Genomic DNA, 23,346 nt, shown 5'->3' with positions numbered 1-23,346 from the left:
TTCAGACAAAACCATGACACCCTCACGTTCTGCCGCTGGCCCCGGCATGCGCCGAATTCGGCGACTCCATTTTGTCGGCATTGGTGGTGCAGGGATGTGCGGTATTGCCGAGGTGTTAGCGAATCAAGGTTACACCGTGAGCGGTAGTGATGCGAAAACCTCTTCGGTCGTGGAGCGGCTGCGGCAATGCGGTGTTGGTGTAGCGATCGGGCATGCCGAGGCCAATGTCGAGGGCGCTGATGTGGTGGTGGTGTCGAGCGCCATTGATGAAACCAATCCAGAAATACGCTGGGCCCATGAGCACCGCGTGCCGGTGGTGCGCCGGGCTGAAATGCTCGCTGAACTAATGCGTTTTCGTCACGGTATTGCCGTGGCGGGTACTCATGGTAAAACCACCACGACCAGCTTGACGGCAACACTGCTGGCTGAAGGGGGGCTCGATCCCACCTTTGTGATTGGTGGCAAGCTGACCAGTGCCGGTGCCAATGCCCGCTTAGGTGAGGGCGACTATTTAGTTGCCGAAGCCGATGAGTCCGACGCCTCCTTTTTGCATCTACAGCCGATGGTGTCGGTTGTCACCAATATCGATGCTGACCATATGGCGACCTATGGCGGCGACTTTGAACGGCTCAAAAGTACCTTTATCGAATTCCTACACAACTTGCCGTTTTATGGCTTGGCTGTGCTGTGTATCGATGACCCCCATGTGCGCGTGCTGTGTGAACAGGTGAAGCGGCAGTTCGTGACCTATGGGTTTGATAGCGATGCCGATTACCGGATTGTTGATTTTGCCCAGCGTGGCGGTGAAGTGACGTTCACGGCGCTACGCCCTGGTGGCGCTGCGCCGTTAAATGTCCGTTTGGCTATGCCGGGGCGCCACAATGCTCTAAACGCCATGGCGGCAATTGTGGTAGCCACCGATGCCGGTGTGAGCGATAGCGCTATTTTGAGCGGTCTGGCAGGTTTTGCCGGTGTTGGTCGCCGTTTTCAGGTGCATGGCCATTTCCCTGCACCCCAAGGGGGCGGCGATATCATGCTGGTGGATGACTATGGCCACCATCCTCGTGAAGTTGATATGGTCATTCAGGCGATTCGTGCAGGCTGGCCAGATCGTCGCCTAGTCATGCTTTATCAGCCCCATCGCTATAGCCGTACCCGCGATTTATACGAAGATTTTGTCAGGGTGCTTTCTCAAGTCGATACGCTTGTGCTGCTTGATGTTTACAGTGCCGGTGAAGCGGTTATTCCTGGTGCCGAAGGAAAAACCTTGGCGGGCTCCATTCGTCAGCGTGGTGACGTCGACCCGCTATTTGTTGAGCATAAACACGAACTGCCTGCGCTGTTAACCAACGTATTGCGCCCAGGCGATATTTTAATAACCCAGGGTGCCGGTGATGTGGGTGGGATCTCCCTGCGCCTGGCCCAGGCACAGCTAGCGATGAACGAGGTGGATCTGTGAGTGTTGACGTAGCAACCCCCCAGTCTCTTGAAAAAGTCGTTGTCGTTTACGGTGGCACCTCTGCTGAACGCGAGGTGTCGCTGAAAAGCGGGTCGGCGGTGCTTGCGGCGCTGCAGCGTAAAGGTGTCAACGCCTGCGGCTATGATCCCCGCGACAACGGCCTAGTGGGCTTGGAACAACTGGCTCCTTCGCTTGTCTTTGTGGCTCTGCATGGCCGCGGCGGGGAAGACGGCACCCTACAGGGCGCGCTAGAACTGCTCGACATTCCTTATACCGGCAGCGGGGTGCTTGCTTCGGCCCTGGGGATGGATAAGCAGCGCACCAAGCAGGTATGGAGCGCAGTTGGGCTACCCACTCCGGAAAGTATTATGTTGGAGGCAACGGCGGAGTGGTCCGCCGTGGTCGAGCAACTTGGCTTGCCGTTGATTGTGAAGCCTGTGCATGAGGGGTCGACGCTGGGTATTAGCATTGTAAAAAGCCAGGCAGCGCTTGAAGCGGCTTATCACGAGGCGGCCCAGTTCGACGCCCGCGTGATGGCAGAGCGTTTTGTGGTGGGTGAAGAGTATACCGTTGCGCTGCTAGGTGATCAGGTGCTGCCGGCGATTCGTGTTGAAGTACCGGGTGGTTTCTACGACTACGAGGCCAAATATATCGCTAATACCACCCAGTATCACTTGCCCTGCGGTTTGTCGGCGCAACATGAGGCTGAGCTTGCATTGCTTTGCCAGCAGGCGTTTGCCGCTATCGGTGGAGTCGGCTGGGGCCGGGTTGATGTCATGCGTGATAGTGAAGGGCGTTTTTGGCTGTTGGAAGTCAATACGGTGCCAGGTATGACCGATCATAGTTTGGTACCTCAAGCGGCGGCTCATGCGGGCATTAGCTTTGATGATCTAGTGTTACGAATACTCAATACCGCAGGCGAGCAGTTCGCAGCATGAGTAATGACCTGTTTAAAAGCGCCTTTTTAAAAAGTGCCTTATGAAAAAGCGTAACGCTTGGTTGGGAATTCTCCTGCTGGCGCTACTTATGGGAGCTGGCGGGCGGGCGCTTTGGCTGTGGCTGGATCGTCCGATTGAACGTGTGTCTATTCGCGGTGAATGGGAGTACGTCAGCGCTGACTACCTGCGTACTCAGTTGGCGCCCCTGGTGGTTGATGCCACCTGGTTATCAGCTGATTTGGGTGAATTACGCGACCGTGCACTGCAAGTGGGTTGGTTAAACGAAGTGCGCATTTCCCGTGAGTGGCCGAATGCACTGGTGTTTGAGCTGGTTGAACAGCAGCCTGTCGCACGCTGGAATGATGACTTCTTGCTTAACCCTGAAGGTGAGCCTTTCGCTTTTGCGCCATTATCACCACCTGCAGGTTTACCCGATCTCGCTGGCCCTGCTGGAAGCAGTGAAGAAGTGCTGGATTATTACCACCGGTTAAAACTTCACTTTGAACAGTTATCGTTGAATCTTACTCAACTTCGTTTAGAGCCGCGCGGTGCCTGGCGGCTACAATTAAACGATGGCGCTTGGGTGATGTTAGGTCGGCGTCAGCATGAAGTGCGCTTAGCACGATTGTCGGCTTCATGGCAGCGTGAGTTGTCGTCTCTGGGCGATCAGATTCGTTATATTGACCTGCGCTACCCTAACGGTGTTGCTGTTGCTTGGCATGGAGAAAGTGAATTTACGGTGCAAGATGAGTAGCTCTTCTATTACTTGATGCAAATAAGGTGTAAAAGTGAGTGGTTGCCATCGTTGAAAAAGCCAGTAATCGGCTTTAAATTGCTACCCAAGCCTATTATTGTGGATTTGTACTAGTCGTATTGCGACTATTGTTTCTATACTATGGGCCAGAGGCGGGTTAAATAGTTTTTAATTTCGACTATTGGTACTTAGCGATTGTCTGAAAAGCAGCACTGATTATTTTGGGTAGCACGCTTTCAATGTTAAGCGTTAGATTAAGCGCCACCCTATTTATATTTATTTTTAACAATGACGCAAGGAGATTTCCCGACTCATGGCAGGCTCACCCAACGCATCCAATATGGTGGTCGGGCTGGACATTGGAACGTCCAAGGTCGTCGCGATAGTCGGTCAACCTACCGACGACGGCGGAATTGAAATTGCAGGTATTGGTTCGCATCCTTCGCGTGGCATGAAGCGTGGCGTAGTGATCAATATTGAATCGACTGTGCAGTCTATCCAGCGCGCCGTTGAAGAAGCAGAATTAATGGCTGGTTGTGATATTCACTCGGTATACGTTGGCGTGGCAGGCAGCCATATCAGTTCAATGAACTCGGATGGCGTTGTCGCTATTAAAGAGCGTGAGGTAACGCCCTCCGATATTGAACGTGTGATTGACTCCGCGCGGGCGCGTGCCATCTCTGAAGGCCAGCGAGTGCTGCATGTGCTGCCCCAAGAGTTCTCGATTGATGCCCAGGGGGGCATTCGTGAGCCGCTTGGCATGTCCGGTGTGCGCTTGGAAGCACAGGTGCACTTAGTGACAGCCGCATTAAACGCGGTGCAGAATATTGAGAAGTGTGTGCGCCGCTGCGGTCTTGAAGTTGATGCTATTATCTTAGAGCAGCTCGCCTCTAGTATGGCCGTGCTGACTGAAGATGAGCGTGAACTGGGCGTCTGTATGGTCGACATTGGTGGTGGAACCACCGACATGGCTATTTTCAGCGAAGGCGCCATACGCCATACGGCGGTGATTCCTATCGCCGGGGATCAAGTCACTAACGATATCGCCATGGCGTTGCGAACACCCACGCAGCACGCTGAAGAGATCAAAGTTAAATACGCTTGCGCGCTAACCCATTTAGCCGCCAGCGATGAAATGATTAAAGTACCTAGCGTAGGTGATCGTCCAGCGCGTGATCTATCGCGCCAAGCGCTTGCTGAAGTGGTAGAACCACGCTACGAAGAGCTATTTACGCTAGTGAGAGACGAATTGCGCCGTAGTGGCTATGAAGACATGGTGGCTGCTGGGATAGTGCTTACCGGCGGTACCTCGCGCATGGAAGGGGTTAGCGAATTGGCAGAAGAGATTTTCCATATGCCCGTTCGTATCGCATGTCCGCAGAATGTAAGAGGTTTGGCTGACGTCGTTTGTAATCCCATTTATGCGACGGGCGTTGGTCTGCTGCATTATGCCTTGCAGGAAACGCGTCATGGGCAAGGTCTAAGAAGCCACGGGGGAGTGGTTGCAGCCCATAAGGGCCGTAACGAGCTTGCCCGGCGTGATATCAAGGAAGACCATTCGGCGCTGGCAAGAATTAAAGGCTGGTTCAAAGGAAATTTCTGACAGGGCCGCAAGCGCGGTTCAGGAGACGGGGCTTATGTTCGAATTGGTAGATAACGCACCCTCGAGCAGTGCGGTCATCAAAGTGGTTGGCGTTGGCGGCGGTGGCGGCAATGCTGTTAACCACATGGTCGAAAGCAATATTGAAGGCGTTGAGTTTATCTGCGCCAACACGGACGCCCAGGCGCTGAAACGCTGTGCAGCGAAGACGGTGTTGCAATTGGGTAGCGAAATCACTAAAGGATTAGGCGCAGGTGCCAATCCCGACGTGGGCCGCCAAGCCGCAATGGAAGACCGCGAACGCATTGCGGAATTGCTGGTCGGTGCCGATATGGTCTTCATCACTGCTGGTATGGGCGGTGGTACGGGCACAGGAGGTGCGCCGGTGGTTGCCCAGGTCGCCAAGGAACTGGGGATTCTCACCGTTGCGGTAGTGACGCGCCCCTTCCCCTTTGAAGGGCCAAAGCGTATGCGCGCTGCTGAAGAGGGCATGAAAGAGCTCTCTGAGCACGTGGATTCGCTGATCACTATTCCTAATGAAAAATTGCTTTCTGTGCTGGGCAAGAGTGCCACGCTACTGACGGCCTTTAGTGCGGCGAACGATGTGCTGCTGGGGGCTGTTCAAGGTATCGCAGAACTGATCACCAGCCCGGGCATCATCAACGTCGATTTTGCTGATGTGCGCACCGTTATGTCTGAAATGGGCATGGCGATGATGGGTACCGGTGGTGCCACGGGTGAAAATCGTGCTCGCGAAGCCGCCGAGAAAGCGATCCGCAGCCCGCTGCTGGAAGATATCGACCTTCACGGCGCACGCGGTATCTTGGTCAACATTACTGCAGGCCCCGATTTGTCGATCGGCGAGTTCAACGATGTAGGCGCTACCGTCCAGGAGTTTGCGTCTCCAGATGCCACCATTGTCGTCGGCACCTCCATTGATATGGAAATGTCCGACGAGCTGCGTGTCACTGTTGTTGCCGCCGGCTTGGACGGGCAAAAGCCTAAGGCGGCCGCGCGCGAGCCTGCCCGTCGGTCAGCTGCAGAGTCCTCGGATTACCGCAAGTTGCAACAGCCAACGGTAATGCGTCAGCAGGCAACAGCACGCGCTGAAGCACCCGAAGCGGCCGCAAAACCGCGTCCTGAAAAGCGTCGCGCTTCCGAAGCCGATGACTATCTGGACATCCCCGCGTTTCTACGCCGCCAGGCGGATTGATTCTCGCTATCAGGCTCATTGCAACAGCGAGCGAGCGTTTTATTGGCTAAAACGCTCGTTTGCTGTTAAAGTGAACACTGTTTGATAACTTTTCCCCTGCGGTTATTACCGTCATTAGAGCTCGGCTACTATCCATGATCAGACAACGCACCCTACAAAACGTCATTCGCGCCACCGGAGTGGGCCTGCATTCTGGCAAAAAAGTCCACTTAGCTCTGCGTCCGGCGCCGGCCAATACTGGGATTGTGTTTGTTAGAACCGATCTGGATCCCGTTGCGCACGTTCCCGCACGGGCAGAATTGGTTGAAGATACCAAGCTATGTACTGCTCTTGTGTTTAACGGGGTCAAGGTAGCTACCGTTGAGCACCTGATGTCGGCCTTTGCTGGGTTGGGTATCGATAACGCCTATGTGGATGTTAGTGAACCTGAAGTGCCTATTATGGACGGCAGTGCGAGTCCATTTGTGTTTTTAATCCAATCAGCGGGAATTTTAGAGCAGGATGCTGCGAAGAAATTCATTCGCATCAAGCACCGTGTAGCGGTGACCGATGGCGATAAAGAAGCGGTGTTCTTACCCCATCAAGGGTTCAAAGTCTCCTTTGCAATCGACTTTGATCATCCTGTTTTTGAGCAGCAGAAACAGACCGCGTTGATCGATTTCTCGACCACGTCCTTCGTTAAAGAAGTTTCCCGTGCACGTACTTTTGGATTTATGCGTGACCTAGAGTTCTTACGCTCTAACAATCTGGCGCTAGGCGGAAGTCTAGACAACGCCATTGTGGTGGATGATTACCGCATCGTTAATGAAGGCGGCCTGCGCTACGAAGATGAGTTTGTTAAGCACAAAGTATTGGATGCTATCGGTGACTTGTACCAGCTGGGTTATAGCCTGATCGGCGAGTTCCGTGGGGTGAAATCTGGCCACGCACTCAATAATCAGCTCTGCCGCGAATTGATGGCGCAGCCCGATGCCTATGAAATTGTCACCTTTGAAGAGGAAAAGGCGGTTGCGCCGATCTCTTATGCCGCACCTGCAATGGCGTGATGTAGCTAGGCTTCGCTTTTTATATTAGCGCTTTTTTACTTTTTGATTCATAAAGCATCGCTTAGGCGGTGCTTTATGCTTTTAAGAGTGTGGCGATAAGGCACTAAGCCTGATGGGAAGAGAAAATGGTGTGAGCGTTACTTGGCTGGCCGAGCATGAGATGCAAGCCGTTCCAAGGCACGTTTTAGCGCTGGATTGGTAGTATCTTCAGCGCACTCGGAAAGGGTTTTGCCCGCGTCGGCCGACAGACTACGCGTGTTACGCTTTGGTGCCACAATAGGGCGTACAGGGCGTACCTTAAAGGTAAAGCCGCTGACTCCTTCAAAGCCAGGCAGTTGATGGAGCAGTTCCAATAAGCGCCGCTGTTCGAAGCGTAACCACGTCAGCCAGCTCGCCTGACCGCTAATCAGGGTTAAACGACCTTCGCTAAAGCCACCCACAAAAATATGTTCGCGCATCTCTTCGGGCAAGTGGGCGCGCAAGTGTCGCTGGGCCTGATCGATGAGACGAGATAGGCGCATTAACTGATTAATATCACCCGACTTGGAGAGCAGACGGGCGATGGGCTGTGCGCGAGAACGCTTAACCTTTATACTCATACGCTTAATTCCTAGGGTGCTGCTGTTTAGGCACCGCTACTAATGACGTCGGCCACCTTCGCCGATGGCTGATTAGTAAACTCTACCACGCTCAGGAGCCGGTCTACAGCATGTCACCTACGCTTGATGTTCAATCAGCTTTGCCGCGGCGCCATCGCCGTTACGGTTTAGCGCGTTGGTGGCTGGCCGGTCTGTTGGTGAGTTGTCTTTTACCCGCCAGTTTAGGCCCTGCAGATGCATTCCGCGGCGGTGAGCGTAGCGTCACGATCTGTTTCTGGGTGCCCGCGATTTTACGCGCCCAGTCCCACTGGGTGGCCAGGCGTCGGCGCGCGCTGCAACGTTTTGCTCAAAGCCCCCAGCGCTTTGCGCCTGTTCGGCGTCTATGTCTCTGGCTAGCCCCGATGGCTATGCTGGTCGCCGCCCGGGATGTCTTGACCCAGCGCGGCCCGCCTTCCCGCTAAGTCTGTCGATAATACATCTACTTTGTGCATGCTCTAGAGATAAACAGCATGCATTGAAAGGGCAATGTCCGCTGGGACGCTCGTGAATACTTGGATATTTCATGCTTAATAATTTATTACGAAAAGTCGTGGGCTCTAAAAACGACCGCGATGTCAAACGCATGCACAAGAAGGTGCCGCAGATTAACGCATTAGAAGCAGAGCTTGAGGCGATTAGCGATGCTGAACTGCAAGGTAAAACCGCCGAGCTGCGCCAGCGCTTAGAAGCCGGTGAATCGCTTGATTCGCTGTTAGCGCCCGCCTTTGCGATCGTGCGAGAAGCCAGTAAGCGCGTTATGGGCATGCGTCACTTCGATGTGCAGATGGTAGGCGGCATGACCCTGCACCGTGGCCGCATCGCTGAAATGAAAACCGGTGAGGGTAAAACGCTGGTGGCGACGCTGGCGGTGTACCTGAATGCATTGCCGGGTAAAGGGGTGCACGTGGTCACGGTGAACGACTACCTGGCTCGCCGTGATGCTGAGTGGATGCGTCCGCTGTATGAATTTCTGGGCCTTACCATTGGCGTCATTTTCTCCGGCCAGACAGGCGAAGAGAAGCGTCATGCGTACCAGTGTGATATTACCTATGGCACCAACAACGAGTTCGGCTTCGATTATCTACGCGATAACATGGCGTTCTCGTTAGAAGATAAAGTTCAGCGTGGCCTGCACTATGCGATTGTCGATGAAGTTGACTCGATTCTTATCGATGAAGCGCGTACGCCGCTGATTATTTCCGGTGCGGTCGATGAGAATACCGACCTCTATAAAGTCGTCAATCAACTTGCCCAGCAGCTTGAAAAAGGCGAAGAGATTGAAGATGAGGAAGCCACGGTTGTTGGTGACTTCTTGGTCGACGAGAAGCAGAAGCAAGTAGAGTTAACCGAGCAGGGGCATAATAAAGTTGAAGAGCTGATGCGCGCTGAAGGTTTATTGGGCGATGACGAGTCGCTGTATGCCGCGCAAAACCTTAACTTGCTTCAGCATATGCACTCGGCGCTGCGCGCCCGCCATCTCTATAACCGTGATGTCGACTACATCATCTCTGAAGGTCAGGTGGTGATCGTCGACGAGCACACCGGCCGCTCTATGCCCGGGCGCCGCTGGTCGGAAGGGTTGCACCAAGCCGTCGAGGCCAAAGAGGGCGTCACGGTGCAGCGCGAAAGCCAAACGCTAGCCTCAACGACGTTCCAGAACTACTTCCGTCTGTATGAAAAACTCGCCGGGATGACCGGTACGGCGGATACTGAAGCCTTTGAGTTTCGGCAAATTTACGGCCTCGACGTGGTGGTGATTCCCACCAATCGGCCACTGGCCCGTAAAGACCTCAACGATCTGGTTTATTTGAGCGCGGAAGAGAAGTACGAAGCGATCATCAAAGATGTCAAAACCGAGACCGAAGCCGGGCGTCCAGTGCTGGTGGGTACGGCTTCTATTGAGACATCCGAGTACCTTGCCAAGCTGATGCGCGAGGCGGGCCTTACGTTCAATGTGCTTAACGCCAAGCAGCACCAGAGTGAAGCGGAGATCATTGCTCAGGCAGGCCGCCCAGGGGCGATTACGATCGCCACTAACATGGCCGGTCGTGGCACCGATATCGTTCTAGGCGGTAACTGGGAGGCTGAAGTCGCCAAGCTGCAAAACCCTATCCAAGAACAGGTTGAGGCGTTAAAAGTCGAGTGGCAAGCGCGCCACGATGGTGTGCTCGCCGCTGGCGGCCTGCATGTGGTGGGCTCTGAACGCCACGAGTCCCGGCGTATCGATAACCAGCTGCGTGGCCGTGCCGGACGCCAGGGTGACCCCGGCTCAACGCGCTTCTTCTTGTCGCTTGAAGATAGTCTGATGCGCCTGTTCGGCTCTGACCGCGTCAAACGCTTGATGCAGGCATTGGGGCTTGAGCATGGCGAAGCCATTGAGCATAAAATGGTCTCTAACGCCGTTGAGCGTGCCCAGAAGAAAGTTGAAGGGCGTAACTTCGATATTCGTAAGCAGCTACTTGAGTACGACGATGTTGCCAACGATCAGCGTCGAGTGATCTACGACCAGCGCAATGAGATTCTGGCCGCGGACGATGTGGCTGATGCCGTTATTGGTATCCGCGAAGAGGTGATGGAGACGGCCATCAGCGACTACGTGCCGCCCCAAAGCCTGCCCGAGCAGTGGGATCTGCCCGGCTTGGAAGCGCACTTGAAGACGGAGTTCAACCTTGACGCACCGGTGGTTAAATGGGCCGCCGAAGATGATCGCTTTAGTGAAGAGCAGTTGCGTGAACGGCTGCAGACGATGCACCGCGAGGCCTATGCAGCCAAAATCGAGGCGGCTGGCGAGAAGCTGATTCGTCGCTTTGAGAAGCAGGTCATGCTGCAAGTGCTGGACACGCGTTGGAAAGAACACCTTCAGTCGATGGATCATTTGCGTCGCGGTATCCACCTACGTGGCTATGCTCAGAAAAACCCCAAGCAAGAGTACAAGCGTGAATCCTTTGAACTCTTCCAGCAGCTGTTAGAGCACATTAAAGCCGATGTGACGCGTATTCTGAGCCACGTACAGGTTCGTCAGCCCGAGGAAGTAGACGCCCTTGAGCAACAGCGCCGCGAAGCGCTGGCGCGGGAAACCGCCACGGCGGCAAGCCGTCATGACACCCCGACCCAGGAGCAGCCCGAAACTGAGCAGGAAGCGCCTGGTGTTGATGGCCGCCCTGTGCGTCGCGAAGGCCCGAAAGTGGGCCGCAACGACCCGTGTTTTTGTGGCTCGGGTAAAAAGTACAAGCAGTGCTGTGGAAAACTAAGCTAACGGCGCCCGTTTTGAGACCGTTTTTTGAGACGGTCTGTGAAACGGTCTTTGTCTAAAGGAGAAAATCATGGCGGTTGGAAACACTCCCTTTCCAGAGTTGCCACCCCTAAAAGGGGTGCGCCTGGGGGTTGCAATGGCGGGTATCAAAAAGCCGGATCGTCGTGATGTAGTGGTGATTGAACTGCCCGAGACCGTGACGGTGTCTGGGGTCTTTACCCGTAATGCGTTCTGCGCAGCGCCCGTTTTGGTGGCCAAGCAACACCTCGAGCAGTGCCGGGCAGAACACCGTTCGCCACGCTTTTGGCTGATCAACACTGGCAATGCTAACGCAGGTACGGGTGAAGCAGGTTTGCGGGATGCCAGGGCTAGCTGTGCAGAACTGGCTAAACAAGCCGGTGTGTCGTCGCAGGACGTGCTGCCGTTTTCAACCGGCGTAATTGGCGAGCCGCTGCCGATGGAGCGTCTGCTAGCGGGATTGGCACCGGCACTTGAAAGCATGGCCAGCGACAGTGTTGCCTGGGAACACGCAGGCCAAGGTATTTTAACCACCGATACTCGTGCCAAAGGCGCCAGTGTCACGGTTGAAATAGGCAATCAGCAGGTAACGATTAACGGCATCACGAAAGGGTCTGGCATGATTAAGCCCAATATGGCGACCATGCTGGGCTTTGTGGTGACCGATGCAACTATCGAAGCACCGCTGCTGGATCGGCTACTGCGTGAAACCGTCGATCGCTCGTTTAACTGCATCACGGTGGATAGCGATACCTCTACCAATGACGCTTGTATGTTGGCAGCGACCGGCACAGGCTCCCGCATTGCCGACGATGAGCAGATTGCCGTTTTCAGCAACGCCTTGCAGCGGGTAATGACCGAGCTGGCGCAGGCGATTATTCGCGACGCCGAGGGCGCAACCAAATTCGTTACCCTTCAGGTCGACGAAGCGAAAAGTCGTCAAGAGGCGCTCGATGTGGCCTTTACTGTTGCGCACTCACCGCTAGTCAAAACAGCGCTTTACGCTTCAGATGCTAATTGGGGGCGTATTTTGGCCGCGGTAGGACGAGCGCCTGTAAGCGACTTTGATGTCAACCGTGTGGTGATTGATTTAGGCGATGTACGTCTAGTTGAAAATGGCGGGCGTGCTGCAGGCTATACCGAAGCGGCAGGAAGCGCCGTCATGGCCGAGTCAGAAATTACCATTCGCATTAACTTGGGGCGCGGCGAGGAAAGTGCCACGGTATGGACCTCCGACCTCTCCCATGACTATGTGTCTATTAACGCGGATTACCGCAGCTAATCAGTCTCCCCCTGTGTGGGGCGTTGGTTGGCAGGGGTAGTGGGCACACGCAGCGATATAGCACCGATGCCTTTAGCATTGGTGCACGCAGTGGATAAAGACGTAACGAGTATATGAGTCTATGAGCATAAAGGTAAAACGACGGGTTCACGTCGCGGCGGCAGCGATTATCAGCGCCGATCAACAGCAAGTACTGATCGCTCGTCGGCCATCAAACGTAGATCATGGCGGGCTTTGGGAGTTTCCAGGCGGCAAACTGGCCCCTTATGAAACAGGTCTTGAAGGGTTAAAGCGTGAACTGCACGAAGAGCTAGGCGTTGAGATTGTTTGTGCCCAGCCGTTGATTCGCGTCCACCATGAGTACCCCGACAAGCATATCTTGCTCGATGTATGGCAAGTGCATGAGTTTGCTGGCGAGCCCTTTGGTCGTGAAGGGCAGGCGGTGCGCTGGGTGCCCATGAGCGAGCTCTCCAACTACCCCTTCCCGGCGGCTAATTTGCCGATTCTGCGAGCGGTAAGGTTGCCTACCGAGTATTTAATTACCGGGGAAGAGTTGGATGAGGCGCGTTTCGATGCGTTTTTGGAACGCGCGCTGCGTGAAGACAAAATTCGCCTGGTACAACTGCGCGCCAAGCAGTTGGATGAAGCGGCTTATCTGGCTCGTGCCCAGCGTGCCTTGAGCCTGTGTCGTGAGTACGGCGCGCGACTGCTGCTCAATGGTGAGCCGACGCTGCTTGATCACATTGACGCCGATGGCATTCATTTGACCAGCGAGCGTTTGATGCAGCTCGAACGTCGTCCGATTGCCGAAAGCAAGTGGCTGTCCGCATCAACACACAACCAAACGCAGCTTACCCAGGCGGCGGTGTTAGGCTGCGACTTTGTTAGCTTATCGCCGCTGCGCACCACACCGTCACACCCGGAAGTATTCCCGCTCGGCTGGCATGATTTCCAGCAGTTGGTAGAGCGCGCAGGCATGCCGGTATTCGCACTGGGTGGCATGACGCGCTTTGATGCCAATCATGCCCGTGCCGTGGGCGCTCAAGGAATCGCATCGATCCGCGATTTCTGGAAATAACACGCCAAGCCAGAACGCATAAAAAGAGCGTTATATAATGAAAAACGCCTGCCTCGGTATTTAGCCAAGGCAGGCGTTTTTACGTTTTCATCTTTAAGACTAAGGCCAAGCCTACTAGTCGCGGTAGCGGCGAGTCAGATCCCCATAAGCGTCCACACGACGATCGCGCAGATAGGGCCAGATGCGGCGGGTATTTTCACTGCGCGCCATATCTAGCTGAACGACTAACTGTTCAGTCTCTTCCCCCGCATGGGCCAATAGTTCACCTTGTGGTCCGCAGACGAAGCTGCCGCCCCAGAACTGAATGCCGTCTCCCACCCCAGAATGATCCGCCTCAAAGCCAACCCGGTTGGCGACTAGAACCGGCAAGCCGTTGGCGACACCGTGGGCGCGCTGAATCACTGTCCAGGCATCTTTTTGGCGGCTCTTTTCTTCCCCGTCGTCATTGGGATCCCAGCCGATCGCCGTGGGGTAGAGCAGTAAATCGGCACCGGCTAGCGCCATAAGACGGGCGGCTTCGGGGTACCACTGATCCCAGCAGACCAAGACGCCGAGACGGCCCACGGATGTTTCGATCGGAGTAAAGCCTTCTCCGCGGGTGCTGTCATGATCACCCGGCGTGAAGTAAAACTTCTCATAAAACCCGGGATCATCGGGAATGTGCATCTTACGATACTGACCTACCCGGCCCTTGGCGCGGTCATAGACCACCGCAGTATTGTGGTATAGCCCTGGAGCGCGGCGTTCAAATAGCGACCCAACCAGCACAATATTCAACTCTTTAGCGAGCGCCGCCAGGCGCTGGCCGGTAGGGCCATCCAGCGGTTCCGCTAGATCAAACAGGGCAGGGTCTTCAAATTGGCAGAAGTAGTGGGTGGCGTGCAGTTCTTGTAGCAGTACCAACTGCGCGCCTTGTTTAGCGGCGCTACGGATACCTTCTTCGCTTGCTGACAGGCTTTGGGCTTTGTCCGGCCACGCGGGTTGCTGCACAACAGCGACGGTTAGCGTTGTCGACATGGTGACTCCTTTAGCAAATAGCGGTCGTGGCAGGCGTGCCCCGGGCAAGCGTGCCTTGTGGAAGCTGCATGGTTAAACAGTGCAGGCTGCCATGTTGGCGAATAACGCTTACGCACTCAATCGGAATTAGCGTGTGCTCAGGAAAAGCAACCGCTAGCGCGTTCAGTGCAGTGACATCCGCCGGGTCGCCGTAGGTAGGCACCAGTACGGCCTGATTGATGATCAGGAAATTTGCGTAGGTGGCGGGCAGGCGGTGGCCATCTTCCGGGTCAAAGCAGGCTTGGGGCCAGGGCAGTGGAACAAGCCGGTAGGGTTCACCATTGCGTTGCCGGAAAGACTGCAGTTCTTGCTCCATCGCCGCCAAGGCCGCGTAGTGCGGGTCGTGAGGGTCGTCACAACGCACATAGGCGATGGTGGTTGGGTTGCAGAAGCGTGCCAGGGTATCAATATGGCTGTCGGTATCATCGCCCTCTAAATGGCCGTTGGCCAGCCACAGCACACGGTCAACGCCGAAGTCTTCGCCAAGCTGCGCTTCTACCTCTGCTCGGGATAGCGTGGGGTTACGGTTGGGGTTAAGCAGGCATGCTTCGGTGGTGAGCAGGGTGCCTTCGCCGTCAGTTTCTATACCGCCGCCTTCCAGTACCAGATTCCGCGAGGCCACCGGGCAGGCCCAGGCCCCCGCATCGGCAAGCCACTGGGTGAGCAAGTTATCGCGTTCGGCGGGAAATTTTCCACCCCAGCCGGTGAACGTGTAGTCGAGCAAGACACATTGGCCATCTTCATCGACCACGCTGATCGGGCCATGATCCCGCGCCCAGGTATCGTCGGTGGGTGCGACAATAAGCTGCAGGCGTTCAGCGGGCACAGCGTAGGCGTGAAAAGTATCGGCCAAGCGCTGCTTGGTTAGTTCGTCTGGTACGCAAATAAGCACACGCTGATAGCGCGCGGTGGCCATCACGATACGCTCGAGGGTGGCTTCGATGCGCGCAAGCAGAGGCGCCCAATCGCCGTCTGGGCGTGGCCAGGTCAGTTGTATCCCATCTTGGGGATACCATTCGGGTAGCAAACGATACGTCATAAAAGCGCAGCCCCACTGTCAGCAGTAAATCGGCGCAATGTAGGGTGTGGCGGGGCAAGTTGCAAGCGTAACGTTTTTATTCTGAACGCTCACGGCGAAGGCCGCTCTAATGGCCGTTTGAACATGCAGAGAGACTAAAAAAACCGTACCATGAGCGCTTATTGATAAGGAATGACGCCATGCTTGATCGTTTGCCTTTTCTGGTGGGGCTGCGCTACGTGCGCGCTAAACGCCGGAACCACTTTATTTCGTTTATTTCGCTCACCTCGATGTTGGGGCTAATGCTGGGGGTCGCCGTACTTATTTTGGTGCTGTCGGTGATGAATGGCTTCGACCATGAGCTGCGCACACGTATTTTAGGCATGGTGCCCCACGCTAAAATTGAGTCCCGGGAGGGCATGGTTGAATGGCAGGCTCTGGCTGAAGAGCTTATGCAAAGGGAGCGGGTCATTGGTGCGGCGCCCTACGTTGAGCAACAAGGTATGTTCTCCGTGGGCGGGCGTAATCAGGGAGCCATGGTCAATGGCATCAACCCGGAATGGGAAGACCGAGTGTCAATTATTGGTGAGCACATGCGCCAAGGTGAATTGACCGATCTGGTTCCCGGAGAGTGGCATGTGGTGCTGGGCTCAATGCTGGCGCGCAACTTGGGCGTTGGCGTGGGGGATCGAGTAACGCTGCTGGTACCCGAAGCATCAATTACCCCCGCCGGGGTCTTTCCACGCTTAAAACGCTTTACCGTTAGCGGTATTTTTAGCGTCGGTGCCGAACTAGACGCTAATTTGGCCTACGCCAATATTGAAGATATGCAGACTCTTGCGCGCCTGGGTGATGCGGTTGGCGGGCTTCGCCTCCAGCTGGATGATCTGTTTGCTGCCAGTAGCGAGACCCAGGCGATTCTCAATGAGCTTGGCCCGGAGTATCGGGGCAGCGATTGGACTTTCTCTCAAGGCAATCTTTTCCAGGCGATACAGATGGAAAAGCGCATGATCGCGCTACTGTTAACTGTGATTATCGCCGTGGCGGCGTTTAATATCGTCTCGACGCTGGTCATGGTCGTCACCGATAAACGCGCGGATATCGCCATTCTGCGGACTATCGGTGCTAAACCGAGCTCTATTATGGGGATTTTTATTGTTCAGGGCATGGCCATCGGGCTGATTGGTATCGCTGTTGGGGTGGCCGTGGGTGTGCTGCTGGCGCTGACCATTGCGGATCTGATTGGCTGGGTGGAAGGAACGCTGGGGATTCAGTTCCTGGATGCTGGGGTCTATTTCATTAGCGACCTGCCTTCACGCCTGCAGTGGAATGATGTCAGTCGTATCGTATTGGCCGCCTTTGGTCTGACGTTCCTGTCGACACTTTATCCCGCTTGGCGGGCGGCAAAAGTTCAGCCGGCGGATGTATTGCGCTATGAATAATGGCTTCAGGAATAAGGATGACACGATGTCGATAAATACAGGGCAAGAAGCTGCCGTCATGCTCGATTGCCAGACGCTGACACGAACCTACAGCGAAGGCCCCCAGGATCTGACGGTACTGGATAAGCTCAATTTGCAGGTGCGCGCCGGGGAACGGGTGGCCATCGTCGGCAGCTCGGGGTCAGGTAAGACAACGCTGTTAAACCTGCTGGGCGGTCTTGACCGCCCTAGTGAAGGCAGCGTCGTTATCGCCGGTGAGCCGCTATCAGGGCTGAATGAAGCAGCGCTTGGCAGCTTTCGTAACCGTTACATCGGGTTTGTGTATCAATTCCACCATCTATTGGCGGAATTCACTGCACTCGAAAATGCGGCGTTACCGCTGATTATTCGCGGTCAGTCGAAAAAGGCGGCCGAGAAGCGTGCCATGCAGATACTTGAGCGGGTAGGCATGCAGCCGCGGGCGGATCATAAGCCGGGTGAGCTTTCCGGCGGGGAGCGCCAGCGCGTGGCGATTGCCCGTGCGTTGGTCACCGATCCTAGTTTGGTGCTGATGGATGAGCCCACGGGCAATCTGGATCAAACCACAGCGGCGACCATTTTGGCGCTAATGGATGAACTGGCCAAAGAGAGCGCCTGTGCATTCGTGATTGTGACCCACGACGTTAGCCTGGCGGCCCATCAAGACCGCGTGCTTAAACTGGATGCGGGTAAGTTGGTCGAGCAGGCGCCGGCGCTTTAACCGTCGGGTTCAATCATTAAACCTTATCGTCAAATTCTGCTTCTATCTGCGCACGCCGCTGCCGACGTATCTGGCGGCGGCGTTTCCAGTTATGGGAGACGTGCCAGCGCCAGATCAAGCGAATGCCAATATTGACCACGATGGCTAATATGATCGCTGTTACCAACGAGCCGACGATCAGTGGCGGCATAATGTCGTGCATCTGTTCGGCGATCCAGTGCGTTGAAATACGCGAAGGGGCCTCCCGCACGGGCGCGCCGAGGATAAAGGTGCCAATCCAGTAGTTGCCGTAAAAAATCAGCGGCATCGTTAATGGATTAGTAATCCATACCAAGCCTACCGAGAGGGCTAAATTGCAGCGTGTTAGGCGCGCGCCTAGCGCGGCAACGACCATCTGAAAGGGGATGGGCAGCATCGCGCAAAACACGCCCACGCTAAACGCATTGGCAACGCTTCGGCGAGTTAGAAGCCACAACCCCGGGTCTGCAATCAGCGGTGCAATAAAGCGTAGCGAGCGCTGTTTCCTTATAGTGTCGGGTTTGGGCATGTAGCGCTGCAGGAATCTGCGCGGCATGGCGGATACTCTTGCCTATCGATGTGGCTCATTATCCATATAGAGCCACTCTTCGGCTATGCTAGGCCATTAATGAACATTCGCTGGAGGGCTCTATGCGGTTAGGTGTTGCCATGCCAGCGGCGCTTGCTGCACTTGCAGGAGGTGTTTTTGCCTGGTATTTCCACACCGCAGGGGGGGCTCCAAACGCGTTTGGCTGGGTGTTGGTAGCCGCGTTGCTGGTAGTGGGGCGGTGCCCGCGATTTAGTATATGGCTGCTGATCGGCGCCTGGGTCTTCACTGGCGTACAAGAAGAGTGGGGGAGTCGCTTACCGGCGGGGCTAAGCGGAGAAGACCTTGCCGTTGAGGCAACCGTGTTGGCCGCCCAGCCGGTGGGTAACGCCACGCGCCTGCTGTTAAGCGTTGATCAGTGTCAAAGCTCTTCGACTAGCCTGGCGCAACGGCCCAGCTGTTCCGCGCTCACCAAGGTGCGCATTACCGCTTATAGCGATGTTCGCTTTAGGCCCGGCGAGCAGTGGCAAATGACGCTTCGTTTGCGTCCCCCAAGTGGCTTTGCCAATCCTGATACCTTCAATTATGAGCAGTGGCTGTGGCGTGAGGGAATTCACGCCACCGGCTACTTGCGCCAGGAGCCAGCGCCGGTTCGGCTCTCTTCTGCTGATCCCTCGTTGCGCCAGCTAGCGCTGGATTTTTTAGCCCGTCAGCCGCTCGACGATCGAACCAAACGCTGGCTGGCCGCATTGACGTTAGGCGATAGCGAACAGCTTACCCAAGACGACTGGTCGCTGCTGAATGCCACCGGAACCACGCATCTGGTGGTGATTTCAGGCTTGCATGTCGGGCTGGTGGCCTCATTTGTACTGCTGCTAGCCAAGTCAGTCGCTCGGTTTGCAACGCCCACCAACTGGCGTATGCGCACCTGGCCGTGGTGGTTAGCAGCGCTAGCTTGTGTCAGTTACGCCACCCTTGCCGGGATGGCGCCACCGGCTATGCGGGCGATGGTGATGACATTGATCGGGCTGTGGGTGCTGAGTGGTCGGCATGCGCCGGGGGCTTGGCAGGGCTGGTGGCTGGCTCTCGCGCTGGTACTTATTGTCGATCCGCTAGCGCTATGGCGCCCAGGGATGTGGCTATCGTTTGTGGCAGTGGCGTGGCTGATTATTATTTGGCAGGGGCGGCGGCGCCCTCAAGGGATAAAGGGCTGGTGCTGGGCGCTGGTGAGATCGCAACTGCTGCTAGCCCCGCTAATGGCCGCCGCCGTATTGGTGGCCTTTGGGCGAGTGGCACCCGCTGCTCCATTGATCAATTTAGTCGCCGTACCCTGGGTAAGCTCGGTGATGGTGCCGACCGCACTGCTGGGGTGGCTGCTGTCACCTATTCCCATGGTGGGAGAGACGGTATGGTGGCTGTTTGAGCAGGCGCTAAGCGTTTTCCACCTGTTGCTGACGCTTGTGGTGCAGCACTGGCCACTATGGGAACCTGATCGGTCGTTAGCGTATCCGCTCGCCCTCGCACTGTTACTACTGTCGTTATGCTGGGGCCTACCTGCCGTGCTGCCAAGCTTACGGCTGGCAGCTACCGCGCTGATCGTTGCGCTGCCCTGGTGGTCGCTTCCGTCATCGATTCCCCCCAATGCGCTCAGAGTCAGCGTCCATGATGTGGGGCAGGGGCAGTTGATAGAACTGCGCAGCGCGCATTATCGCCTGCTCTACGACACCGGCCCTCGCTTTCGTAGTGGTTTTATGCCTCTGGAGGCGCTTTGGTCACCGGGGCAGTTGTTTGATCAAGTGTTAGTCAGCCACGCTGATAATGACCATGCGGGCGGTATCAGCGCATTGTTAGCCGATCATCGGGTCAAACAGTGGATGGCTCCTGCAGGTGAGGCGCTGCCAATTTCCGGTATTGATTGTCAGCGTGGTCAAACATGGCAGCGTGATGGGGTGAGTTACCGTATTCTCTGGCCGCCCGCGGGTGATAACGATTTATCTGCCAACGATCGCTCCTGCGTACTTGAGGTGAGCGCTGGTGAGCAGAGACTGCTGATTACGGGGGATGTGAGCACTGAGGTAGAGCGTCGCTTTCTGCGAGAGGTGGAGCCGCCTGTTAGTGTATTGGTGGCAGGGCACCATGGCAGCGGCACCAGCTCGGGTATCCAGTTCGTACGTTCCATCGCTCCTGAGCATGTGATATTTAGCGCCGGGCGGAGTAATGCGTTTCAACATCCGGTAGATTCTGTCGTGCGCCGTTTTCGCCAGCAGGGCAGCTGTCTATGGAACACGGCGCATGACGGCGCACTGCGTTTTTGGCTAAAAGCGGCCCAGCCCATCCAGGTTGAAACAACGCGACCATTGCCAGGGCGACGCAACCAGTGTTGAAGCGCGTCGCCATCAGGTAGAATTCTCCGATTGCACACTATGGCCAGGAGCGCGTGTGACTGATTCAGGTTGGGGTATTTATAAGCGGTTGTTGGGCTATGTGAAGCCGCATTGGCGAGCTTTTGCGCTAGCGATAGTGGGCTTTGTGGTTTACGCCGCGTCGAGTACCGCGCTGGCGGAAATGATGAAGCGATTAATTGATGGCATTCAAAACCCAGATGCGGCGTTTCGGTTCTTTCTACCGCTGTTTGTAATTATTATGTTTTCCGCCCGGGGGTTAGGTACTTTTTTAAGCACCTACTTCATGGCCTATGTGGGCCGCTACGTGATTCATACCCTGCGTTGCGACGTGTTTGCCCATCTACTCCATCTGCCGGGCTGGTTTTTTGACCATCACTCCAGCGGTCAACTGGTATCACGGGTGACCTACCACGTTGAGCAAGTCGCGGGGGCGGCCACCAAAGCGGTGACGATTATTCTTCGGGAAGGCCTGTTCGTCGTCGGCTTGGTGCTCTATCTACTCTGGACTAACTGGATGCTAACACTGCTGTTTCTGGGCGTGACGCCGATCATTGCCGTGGTGGTAAGCTACGTCAGCAAGCGCTTTAGACGCATTTCAAAACGCATTCAGCACTCCATGGGCGATGTCACCCATATTGCCTCGGAAGCGCTGTCGGGCTATCGGGTAGTGCGCACCCACGGCGCAGAGCCGTATGAAAAGCAGCGCTTTGAGCGGGTCAGTGAAGAGAATCGCCGCCAAAGTATGAAAGAAGCCATGACCCGTGCGGTCAGTTCCCCTGTGATTCTGATGTTGGTGGCCATCTCCATGGCGCTACTGGTCTGGCTGGCCATGGCACCCTCGCTGATGGAGAACATGACGCCTGGTGAGTTTGTGGCCTTTATTACCGCGGCTGCCCTGATGATCAAGCCGGTACGTCAACTGACCGAGATTAACGGTGAAATTCAGAAAGGCCTGGCGGCCGCGTCAGAGCTTTTCGGATTGCTGGATATGACCCCTGAAGAGGATAGTGGCAAACATATTGCCAGCCGTTTAAACGGCGATGTCGTGATCGATCATGTTAGCTTCCGCTATGCCGACGACCAGCCCGAAGTCCTGCACGATATTAATCTACGCATAGCACCGGGCGAACTGGTGGCGATAGTCGGGCGTTCGGGGAGCGGCAAGTCCACTCTGGTCAGCTTGCTGCCGCGTTTTTACTGCCCCACTCAAGGCCGTATTACTATCGATGGCATTAATGTTGATGAATACGCGCTTGGCCCACTGCGCCAGCAGATTGCTCTGGTGTCGCAGCAGGTGACGCTATTTAACGCCTCGATTGCCGATAATATTGCTTACGGGGTGGCCAATCCTGATCCCCAGGCTGTTCAGGCTGCAGCTGAAGCCGCCTATGCCCATGAGTTTATCGATAAGCTTCCCAATGGTTATGCCACCACCGTGGGTGAAAATGGCGTGATGCTCTCGGGCGGCCAACGCCAGCGGCTGGCGATTGCCCGGGCGATCTTCAAGGATGCGCCGCTACTGGTGCTGGATGAGGCTACTTCCGCGTTGGATACAGAGTCCGAGCGCTATATTCAAAAAGCCCTTGAGCGAGTCTGTGAAGGGCGCACCACGCTGGTCATCGCCCACCGCCTCTCTACCATAGAGCGGGCTGACCGGATTGTGGTGATGGATCAGGGGCGCATTATCGAAGAGGGGTCGCATCAGTCGCTTCTGGATGCCGATGGCGCCTACGCAGCGCTGCATCAGCTGCAGTTTCAAGAAGCGCCATGAGGCTATCGATATGAGCCTTTTGATATGAGCCTATCGTTATGAGCTTTGCCAAGAGAACGCTGGCGGAGCGCTGGCTGCAAGGCGCTTACCAGGGCAGCCGCTGGCTATCGCCGCTGAGGCCTTTAGGGGCGCTTTATCAGTGGGCCATGGCGCGGCGGGAGCGGGAATACTCTAGCGGCCAAAAAGCTACTTGGAAGGCGCCGGTGCCGGTTATCGTGGTAGGCAATATCACCTTGGGGGGGACGGGTAAATCGCCGCTGGTGGCGTGGCTAGCTGGCTGGCTGGTGGCCCAAGGCTGGTCGCCAGGTATCGTTAGCCGCGGCTATGGCGGAAAAGCGCCCAGTTACCCGCTGCTGGTCACCGCCGACACGAACGTTGTCGAAAGCGGTGATGAGCCGCTGATGCTGGCACAGCAGACGGGACTGCCAGTGGCCGCAGACCCCAATCGCGTGCGCGGTGTTCAGGCACTGATCGAGAAGGGCTGCGATATTATCTTGAGCGACGACGGTTTACAGCACTTGGCACTGGATCGAGATATTGAGTTGGTGGTTGTGGATGGTGACCGTGGATTGGGCAACGGGCGCTGCCTGCCCGCCGGGCCGCTGCGCGAGTCGCCCAGCCGGTTGCAGCGTGTTGACGCGGTGATCATTAACGGCGACTCACCGCCCTCTTTGTCGCTTACTCCGTCTATTATGCAGGCAGCCACTACTATGCAGCTGGCGCCGCTGCGCTGGCGCCGCCTTGATGACGGCGCACGTTTTCCGCTTGCGCCGCTGCCGTTTACGCTGCCGGTGCACGCGGTGGCAGGTATCGGGCATCCCGAGCGCTTTTTTCGTACACTCTCCGCGTTGGGTGTTGAGGGCGAGTGGCACCCGTTGGCCGACCACCAGCACTTTAGTGCGGGCGCGCTAAGCTTTGCAGATACCCGCCCAGTGATTATGACCGCTAAAGACGCCGTTAAGTGTTACGCCCTGGCCCCGCCTAACAGTTGGGTATTAGATGTGGAGGCATCCCTTCCACCCGAATTTGAGCACTGGCTGGCAGCGCGGCTGTCGGCACTTTCCTAAAGGA

General features: G+C 55.9%; 19 protein-coding genes. 15 read left to right on the top strand and 4 right to left on the bottom strand.

Going from position 1 to position 23,346, the window contains the following annotated elements; all coding sequences use genetic code 11:
* The first annotated feature begins 13 nt into the window (after positions 1–13).
* From murC to lpxC, 6 genes are all read left to right on the top strand, one after another.
* Positions 14–1,459, top strand: coding sequence for a UDP-N-acetylmuramate--L-alanine ligase (murC, locus tag AC4EYZ_RS02010; protein WP_027959097.1), 1,446 nt, complete (start codon positions 14–16; stop codon positions 1,457–1,459).
* The gene (locus AC4EYZ_RS02005) at positions 1,456–2,397 is read left to right on the top strand and encodes a D-alanine--D-alanine ligase (RefSeq protein ID WP_022523900.1); all 942 of its coding nucleotides are present in this window, start codon (positions 1,456–1,458) and stop codon (positions 2,395–2,397) included. Before murC ends, AC4EYZ_RS02005 begins: the two co-directional genes overlap by 4 nt.
* Before the next feature lie 40 nt (positions 2,398–2,437).
* Positions 2,438–3,151, top strand: a complete 714-nt coding sequence (locus AC4EYZ_RS02000) for a cell division protein FtsQ/DivIB (protein WP_009286395.1) — start codon at positions 2,438–2,440, stop codon at positions 3,149–3,151.
* 313 nt (positions 3,152–3,464) lie between these two features.
* Positions 3,465–4,754: a cell division protein FtsA gene (gene ftsA / locus AC4EYZ_RS01995; RefSeq protein ID WP_022523899.1), complete on the top strand. Its 1,290-nt coding sequence runs from the start codon at positions 3,465–3,467 to the stop codon at positions 4,752–4,754.
* A gap of 34 nt (positions 4,755–4,788) precedes the next feature.
* On the top strand, positions 4,789–5,964 hold the full coding sequence (ftsZ, locus tag AC4EYZ_RS01990) for a cell division protein FtsZ (protein WP_022523898.1): 1,176 nt from the start codon (positions 4,789–4,791) through the stop codon (positions 5,962–5,964).
* 134 nt (positions 5,965–6,098) lie between these two features.
* Positions 6,099–7,010: a UDP-3-O-acyl-N-acetylglucosamine deacetylase gene (lpxC, locus tag AC4EYZ_RS01985; protein WP_009286396.1), complete on the top strand. Its 912-nt coding sequence runs from the start codon at positions 6,099–6,101 to the stop codon at positions 7,008–7,010.
* 137 nt (positions 7,011–7,147) lie between these two features.
* Here lpxC and AC4EYZ_RS01980 read toward each other — a convergent pair whose 3' ends face one another.
* The gene (locus tag AC4EYZ_RS01980; RefSeq protein ID WP_009286397.1) at positions 7,148–7,609 is read right to left on the bottom strand and encodes a DUF721 domain-containing protein; all 462 of its coding nucleotides are present in this window, start codon (positions 7,607–7,609) and stop codon (positions 7,148–7,150) included.
* A 110-nt stretch (positions 7,610–7,719) separates the two neighbouring features.
* On the opposite strand from AC4EYZ_RS01980, the gene AC4EYZ_RS01975 reads away from it, so the two are divergent.
* The 4 genes from AC4EYZ_RS01975 (at position 7,720) to AC4EYZ_RS01960 (ending at position 13,279) form a co-directional block, all read left to right on the top strand.
* Positions 7,720–8,070 carry a hypothetical protein gene (locus AC4EYZ_RS01975; RefSeq protein ID WP_022523897.1) on the top strand — a complete coding sequence of 117 codons (351 nt, stop codon included), beginning with the start codon at positions 7,720–7,722 and terminating at the stop codon, positions 8,068–8,070.
* A gap of 101 nt (positions 8,071–8,171) precedes the next feature.
* Complete coding sequence (gene secA, locus AC4EYZ_RS01970) at positions 8,172–10,904, top strand: preprotein translocase subunit SecA (protein WP_022523896.1); 2,733 nt, start codon at positions 8,172–8,174, stop codon at positions 10,902–10,904.
* A 67-nt stretch (positions 10,905–10,971) separates the two neighbouring features.
* Entirely contained in the window at positions 10,972–12,201 is a 1,230-nt protein-coding gene (gene argJ / locus AC4EYZ_RS01965) for a bifunctional glutamate N-acetyltransferase/amino-acid acetyltransferase ArgJ (protein WP_022523895.1), read from the top strand.
* Positions 12,202–12,322: 121 nt separating this feature from the next.
* Positions 12,323–13,279: a Nudix family hydrolase gene (locus tag AC4EYZ_RS01960; RefSeq protein ID WP_022523894.1), complete on the top strand. Its 957-nt coding sequence runs from the start codon at positions 12,323–12,325 to the stop codon at positions 13,277–13,279.
* 114 nt (positions 13,280–13,393) lie between these two features.
* Here AC4EYZ_RS01960 and AC4EYZ_RS01955 read toward each other — a convergent pair whose 3' ends face one another.
* Together AC4EYZ_RS01955 and AC4EYZ_RS01950 are read right to left on the bottom strand one after the other, a co-directional pair.
* Positions 13,394–14,296 carry a carbon-nitrogen hydrolase gene (locus tag AC4EYZ_RS01955; RefSeq protein ID WP_022523893.1) on the bottom strand — a complete coding sequence of 301 codons (903 nt, stop codon included), beginning with the start codon at positions 14,294–14,296 and terminating at the stop codon, positions 13,394–13,396.
* A gap of 10 nt (positions 14,297–14,306) precedes the next feature.
* On the bottom strand, positions 14,307–15,374 hold the full coding sequence (locus AC4EYZ_RS01950; protein WP_022523892.1) for an agmatine deiminase family protein: 1,068 nt from the start codon (positions 15,372–15,374) through the stop codon (positions 14,307–14,309).
* A gap of 179 nt (positions 15,375–15,553) precedes the next feature.
* On the opposite strand from AC4EYZ_RS01950, the gene AC4EYZ_RS01945 reads away from it, so the two are divergent.
* The gene (locus AC4EYZ_RS01945) at positions 15,554–16,795 is read left to right on the top strand and encodes a lipoprotein-releasing ABC transporter permease subunit (RefSeq protein WP_022523891.1); all 1,242 of its coding nucleotides are present in this window, start codon (positions 15,554–15,556) and stop codon (positions 16,793–16,795) included.
* 25 nt (positions 16,796–16,820) lie between these two features.
* Positions 16,821–17,534 carry an ABC transporter ATP-binding protein gene (locus tag AC4EYZ_RS01940; protein WP_022523890.1) on the top strand — a complete coding sequence of 238 codons (714 nt, stop codon included), beginning with the start codon at positions 16,821–16,823 and terminating at the stop codon, positions 17,532–17,534.
* 16 nt (positions 17,535–17,550) lie between these two features.
* Here the strand turns inward: AC4EYZ_RS01940 and AC4EYZ_RS01935 are convergent, their stop codons facing one another.
* Positions 17,551–18,108, bottom strand: coding sequence for a DUF2062 domain-containing protein (locus tag AC4EYZ_RS01935; RefSeq protein ID WP_009286403.1), 558 nt, complete (start codon positions 18,106–18,108; stop codon positions 17,551–17,553).
* Positions 18,109–18,203: 95 nt separating this feature from the next.
* On the opposite strand from AC4EYZ_RS01935, the gene AC4EYZ_RS01930 reads away from it, so the two are divergent.
* From AC4EYZ_RS01930 to lpxK, 3 genes are read left to right on the top strand one after another with little or no spacing between them, the layout of a single operon-like run.
* Positions 18,204–20,483 carry a DNA internalization-related competence protein ComEC/Rec2 gene (locus AC4EYZ_RS01930; protein ID WP_022523889.1) on the top strand — a complete coding sequence of 760 codons (2,280 nt, stop codon included), beginning with the start codon at positions 18,204–18,206 and terminating at the stop codon, positions 20,481–20,483.
* A 55-nt stretch (positions 20,484–20,538) separates the two neighbouring features.
* Complete coding sequence (gene msbA, locus AC4EYZ_RS01925; RefSeq protein WP_022523888.1) at positions 20,539–22,275, top strand: lipid A export permease/ATP-binding protein MsbA; 1,737 nt, start codon at positions 20,539–20,541, stop codon at positions 22,273–22,275.
* A 38-nt stretch (positions 22,276–22,313) separates the two neighbouring features.
* The gene (lpxK, locus tag AC4EYZ_RS01920) at positions 22,314–23,342 is read left to right on the top strand and encodes a tetraacyldisaccharide 4'-kinase (protein ID WP_022523887.1); all 1,029 of its coding nucleotides are present in this window, start codon (positions 22,314–22,316) and stop codon (positions 23,340–23,342) included.
* Positions 23,343–23,346: the final 4 nt, after the last annotated feature.

It is taken from the genome of Vreelandella sp. 162(4c) (assembly GCF_058152265.1).
Note: the sequence above shows the minus strand (reverse complement) of the source record. Positions and strands in the feature narration are given on the sequence as shown.

Coding starts and splice junctions, on each gene's coding strand:
- AC4EYZ_RS01945 (WP_022523891.1), top strand. CDS start 15,554: ATGCTTGATCGTTTGCCTTTTCTGGTGGGGCTGCGCTACGTGCGCGCT.
- AC4EYZ_RS01940 (WP_022523890.1), top strand. CDS start 16,821: ATGTCGATAAATACAGGGCAAGAAGCTGCCGTCATGCTCGATTGCCAG.
- AC4EYZ_RS02000 (WP_009286395.1), top strand. CDS start 2,438: ATGAAAAAGCGTAACGCTTGGTTGGGAATTCTCCTGCTGGCGCTACTT.
- ftsZ (WP_022523898.1), top strand. CDS start 4,789: ATGTTCGAATTGGTAGATAACGCACCCTCGAGCAGTGCGGTCATCAAA.
- AC4EYZ_RS01935 (WP_009286403.1), bottom strand. CDS start 18,108: ATGCCGCGCAGATTCCTGCAGCGCTACATGCCCAAACCCGACACTATA.
- AC4EYZ_RS01955 (WP_022523893.1), bottom strand. CDS start 14,296: ATGTCGACAACGCTAACCGTCGCTGTTGTGCAGCAACCCGCGTGGCCG.
- AC4EYZ_RS01960 (WP_022523894.1), top strand. CDS start 12,323: ATGAGCATAAAGGTAAAACGACGGGTTCACGTCGCGGCGGCAGCGATT.
- AC4EYZ_RS01950 (WP_022523892.1), bottom strand. CDS start 15,374: ATGACGTATCGTTTGCTACCCGAATGGTATCCCCAAGATGGGATACAA.
- AC4EYZ_RS01980 (WP_009286397.1), bottom strand. CDS start 7,609: ATGAGTATAAAGGTTAAGCGTTCTCGCGCACAGCCCATCGCCCGTCTG.
- lpxK (WP_022523887.1), top strand. CDS start 22,314: ATGAGCTTTGCCAAGAGAACGCTGGCGGAGCGCTGGCTGCAAGGCGCT.
- secA (WP_022523896.1), top strand. CDS start 8,172: ATGCTTAATAATTTATTACGAAAAGTCGTGGGCTCTAAAAACGACCGC.
- AC4EYZ_RS01930 (WP_022523889.1), top strand. CDS start 18,204: ATGCGGTTAGGTGTTGCCATGCCAGCGGCGCTTGCTGCACTTGCAGGA.
- argJ (WP_022523895.1), top strand. CDS start 10,972: ATGGCGGTTGGAAACACTCCCTTTCCAGAGTTGCCACCCCTAAAAGGG.
- murC (WP_027959097.1), top strand. CDS start 14: ATGACACCCTCACGTTCTGCCGCTGGCCCCGGCATGCGCCGAATTCGG.
- lpxC (WP_009286396.1), top strand. CDS start 6,099: ATGATCAGACAACGCACCCTACAAAACGTCATTCGCGCCACCGGAGTG.
- ftsA (WP_022523899.1), top strand. CDS start 3,465: ATGGCAGGCTCACCCAACGCATCCAATATGGTGGTCGGGCTGGACATT.
- AC4EYZ_RS01975 (WP_022523897.1), top strand. CDS start 7,720: ATGTCACCTACGCTTGATGTTCAATCAGCTTTGCCGCGGCGCCATCGC.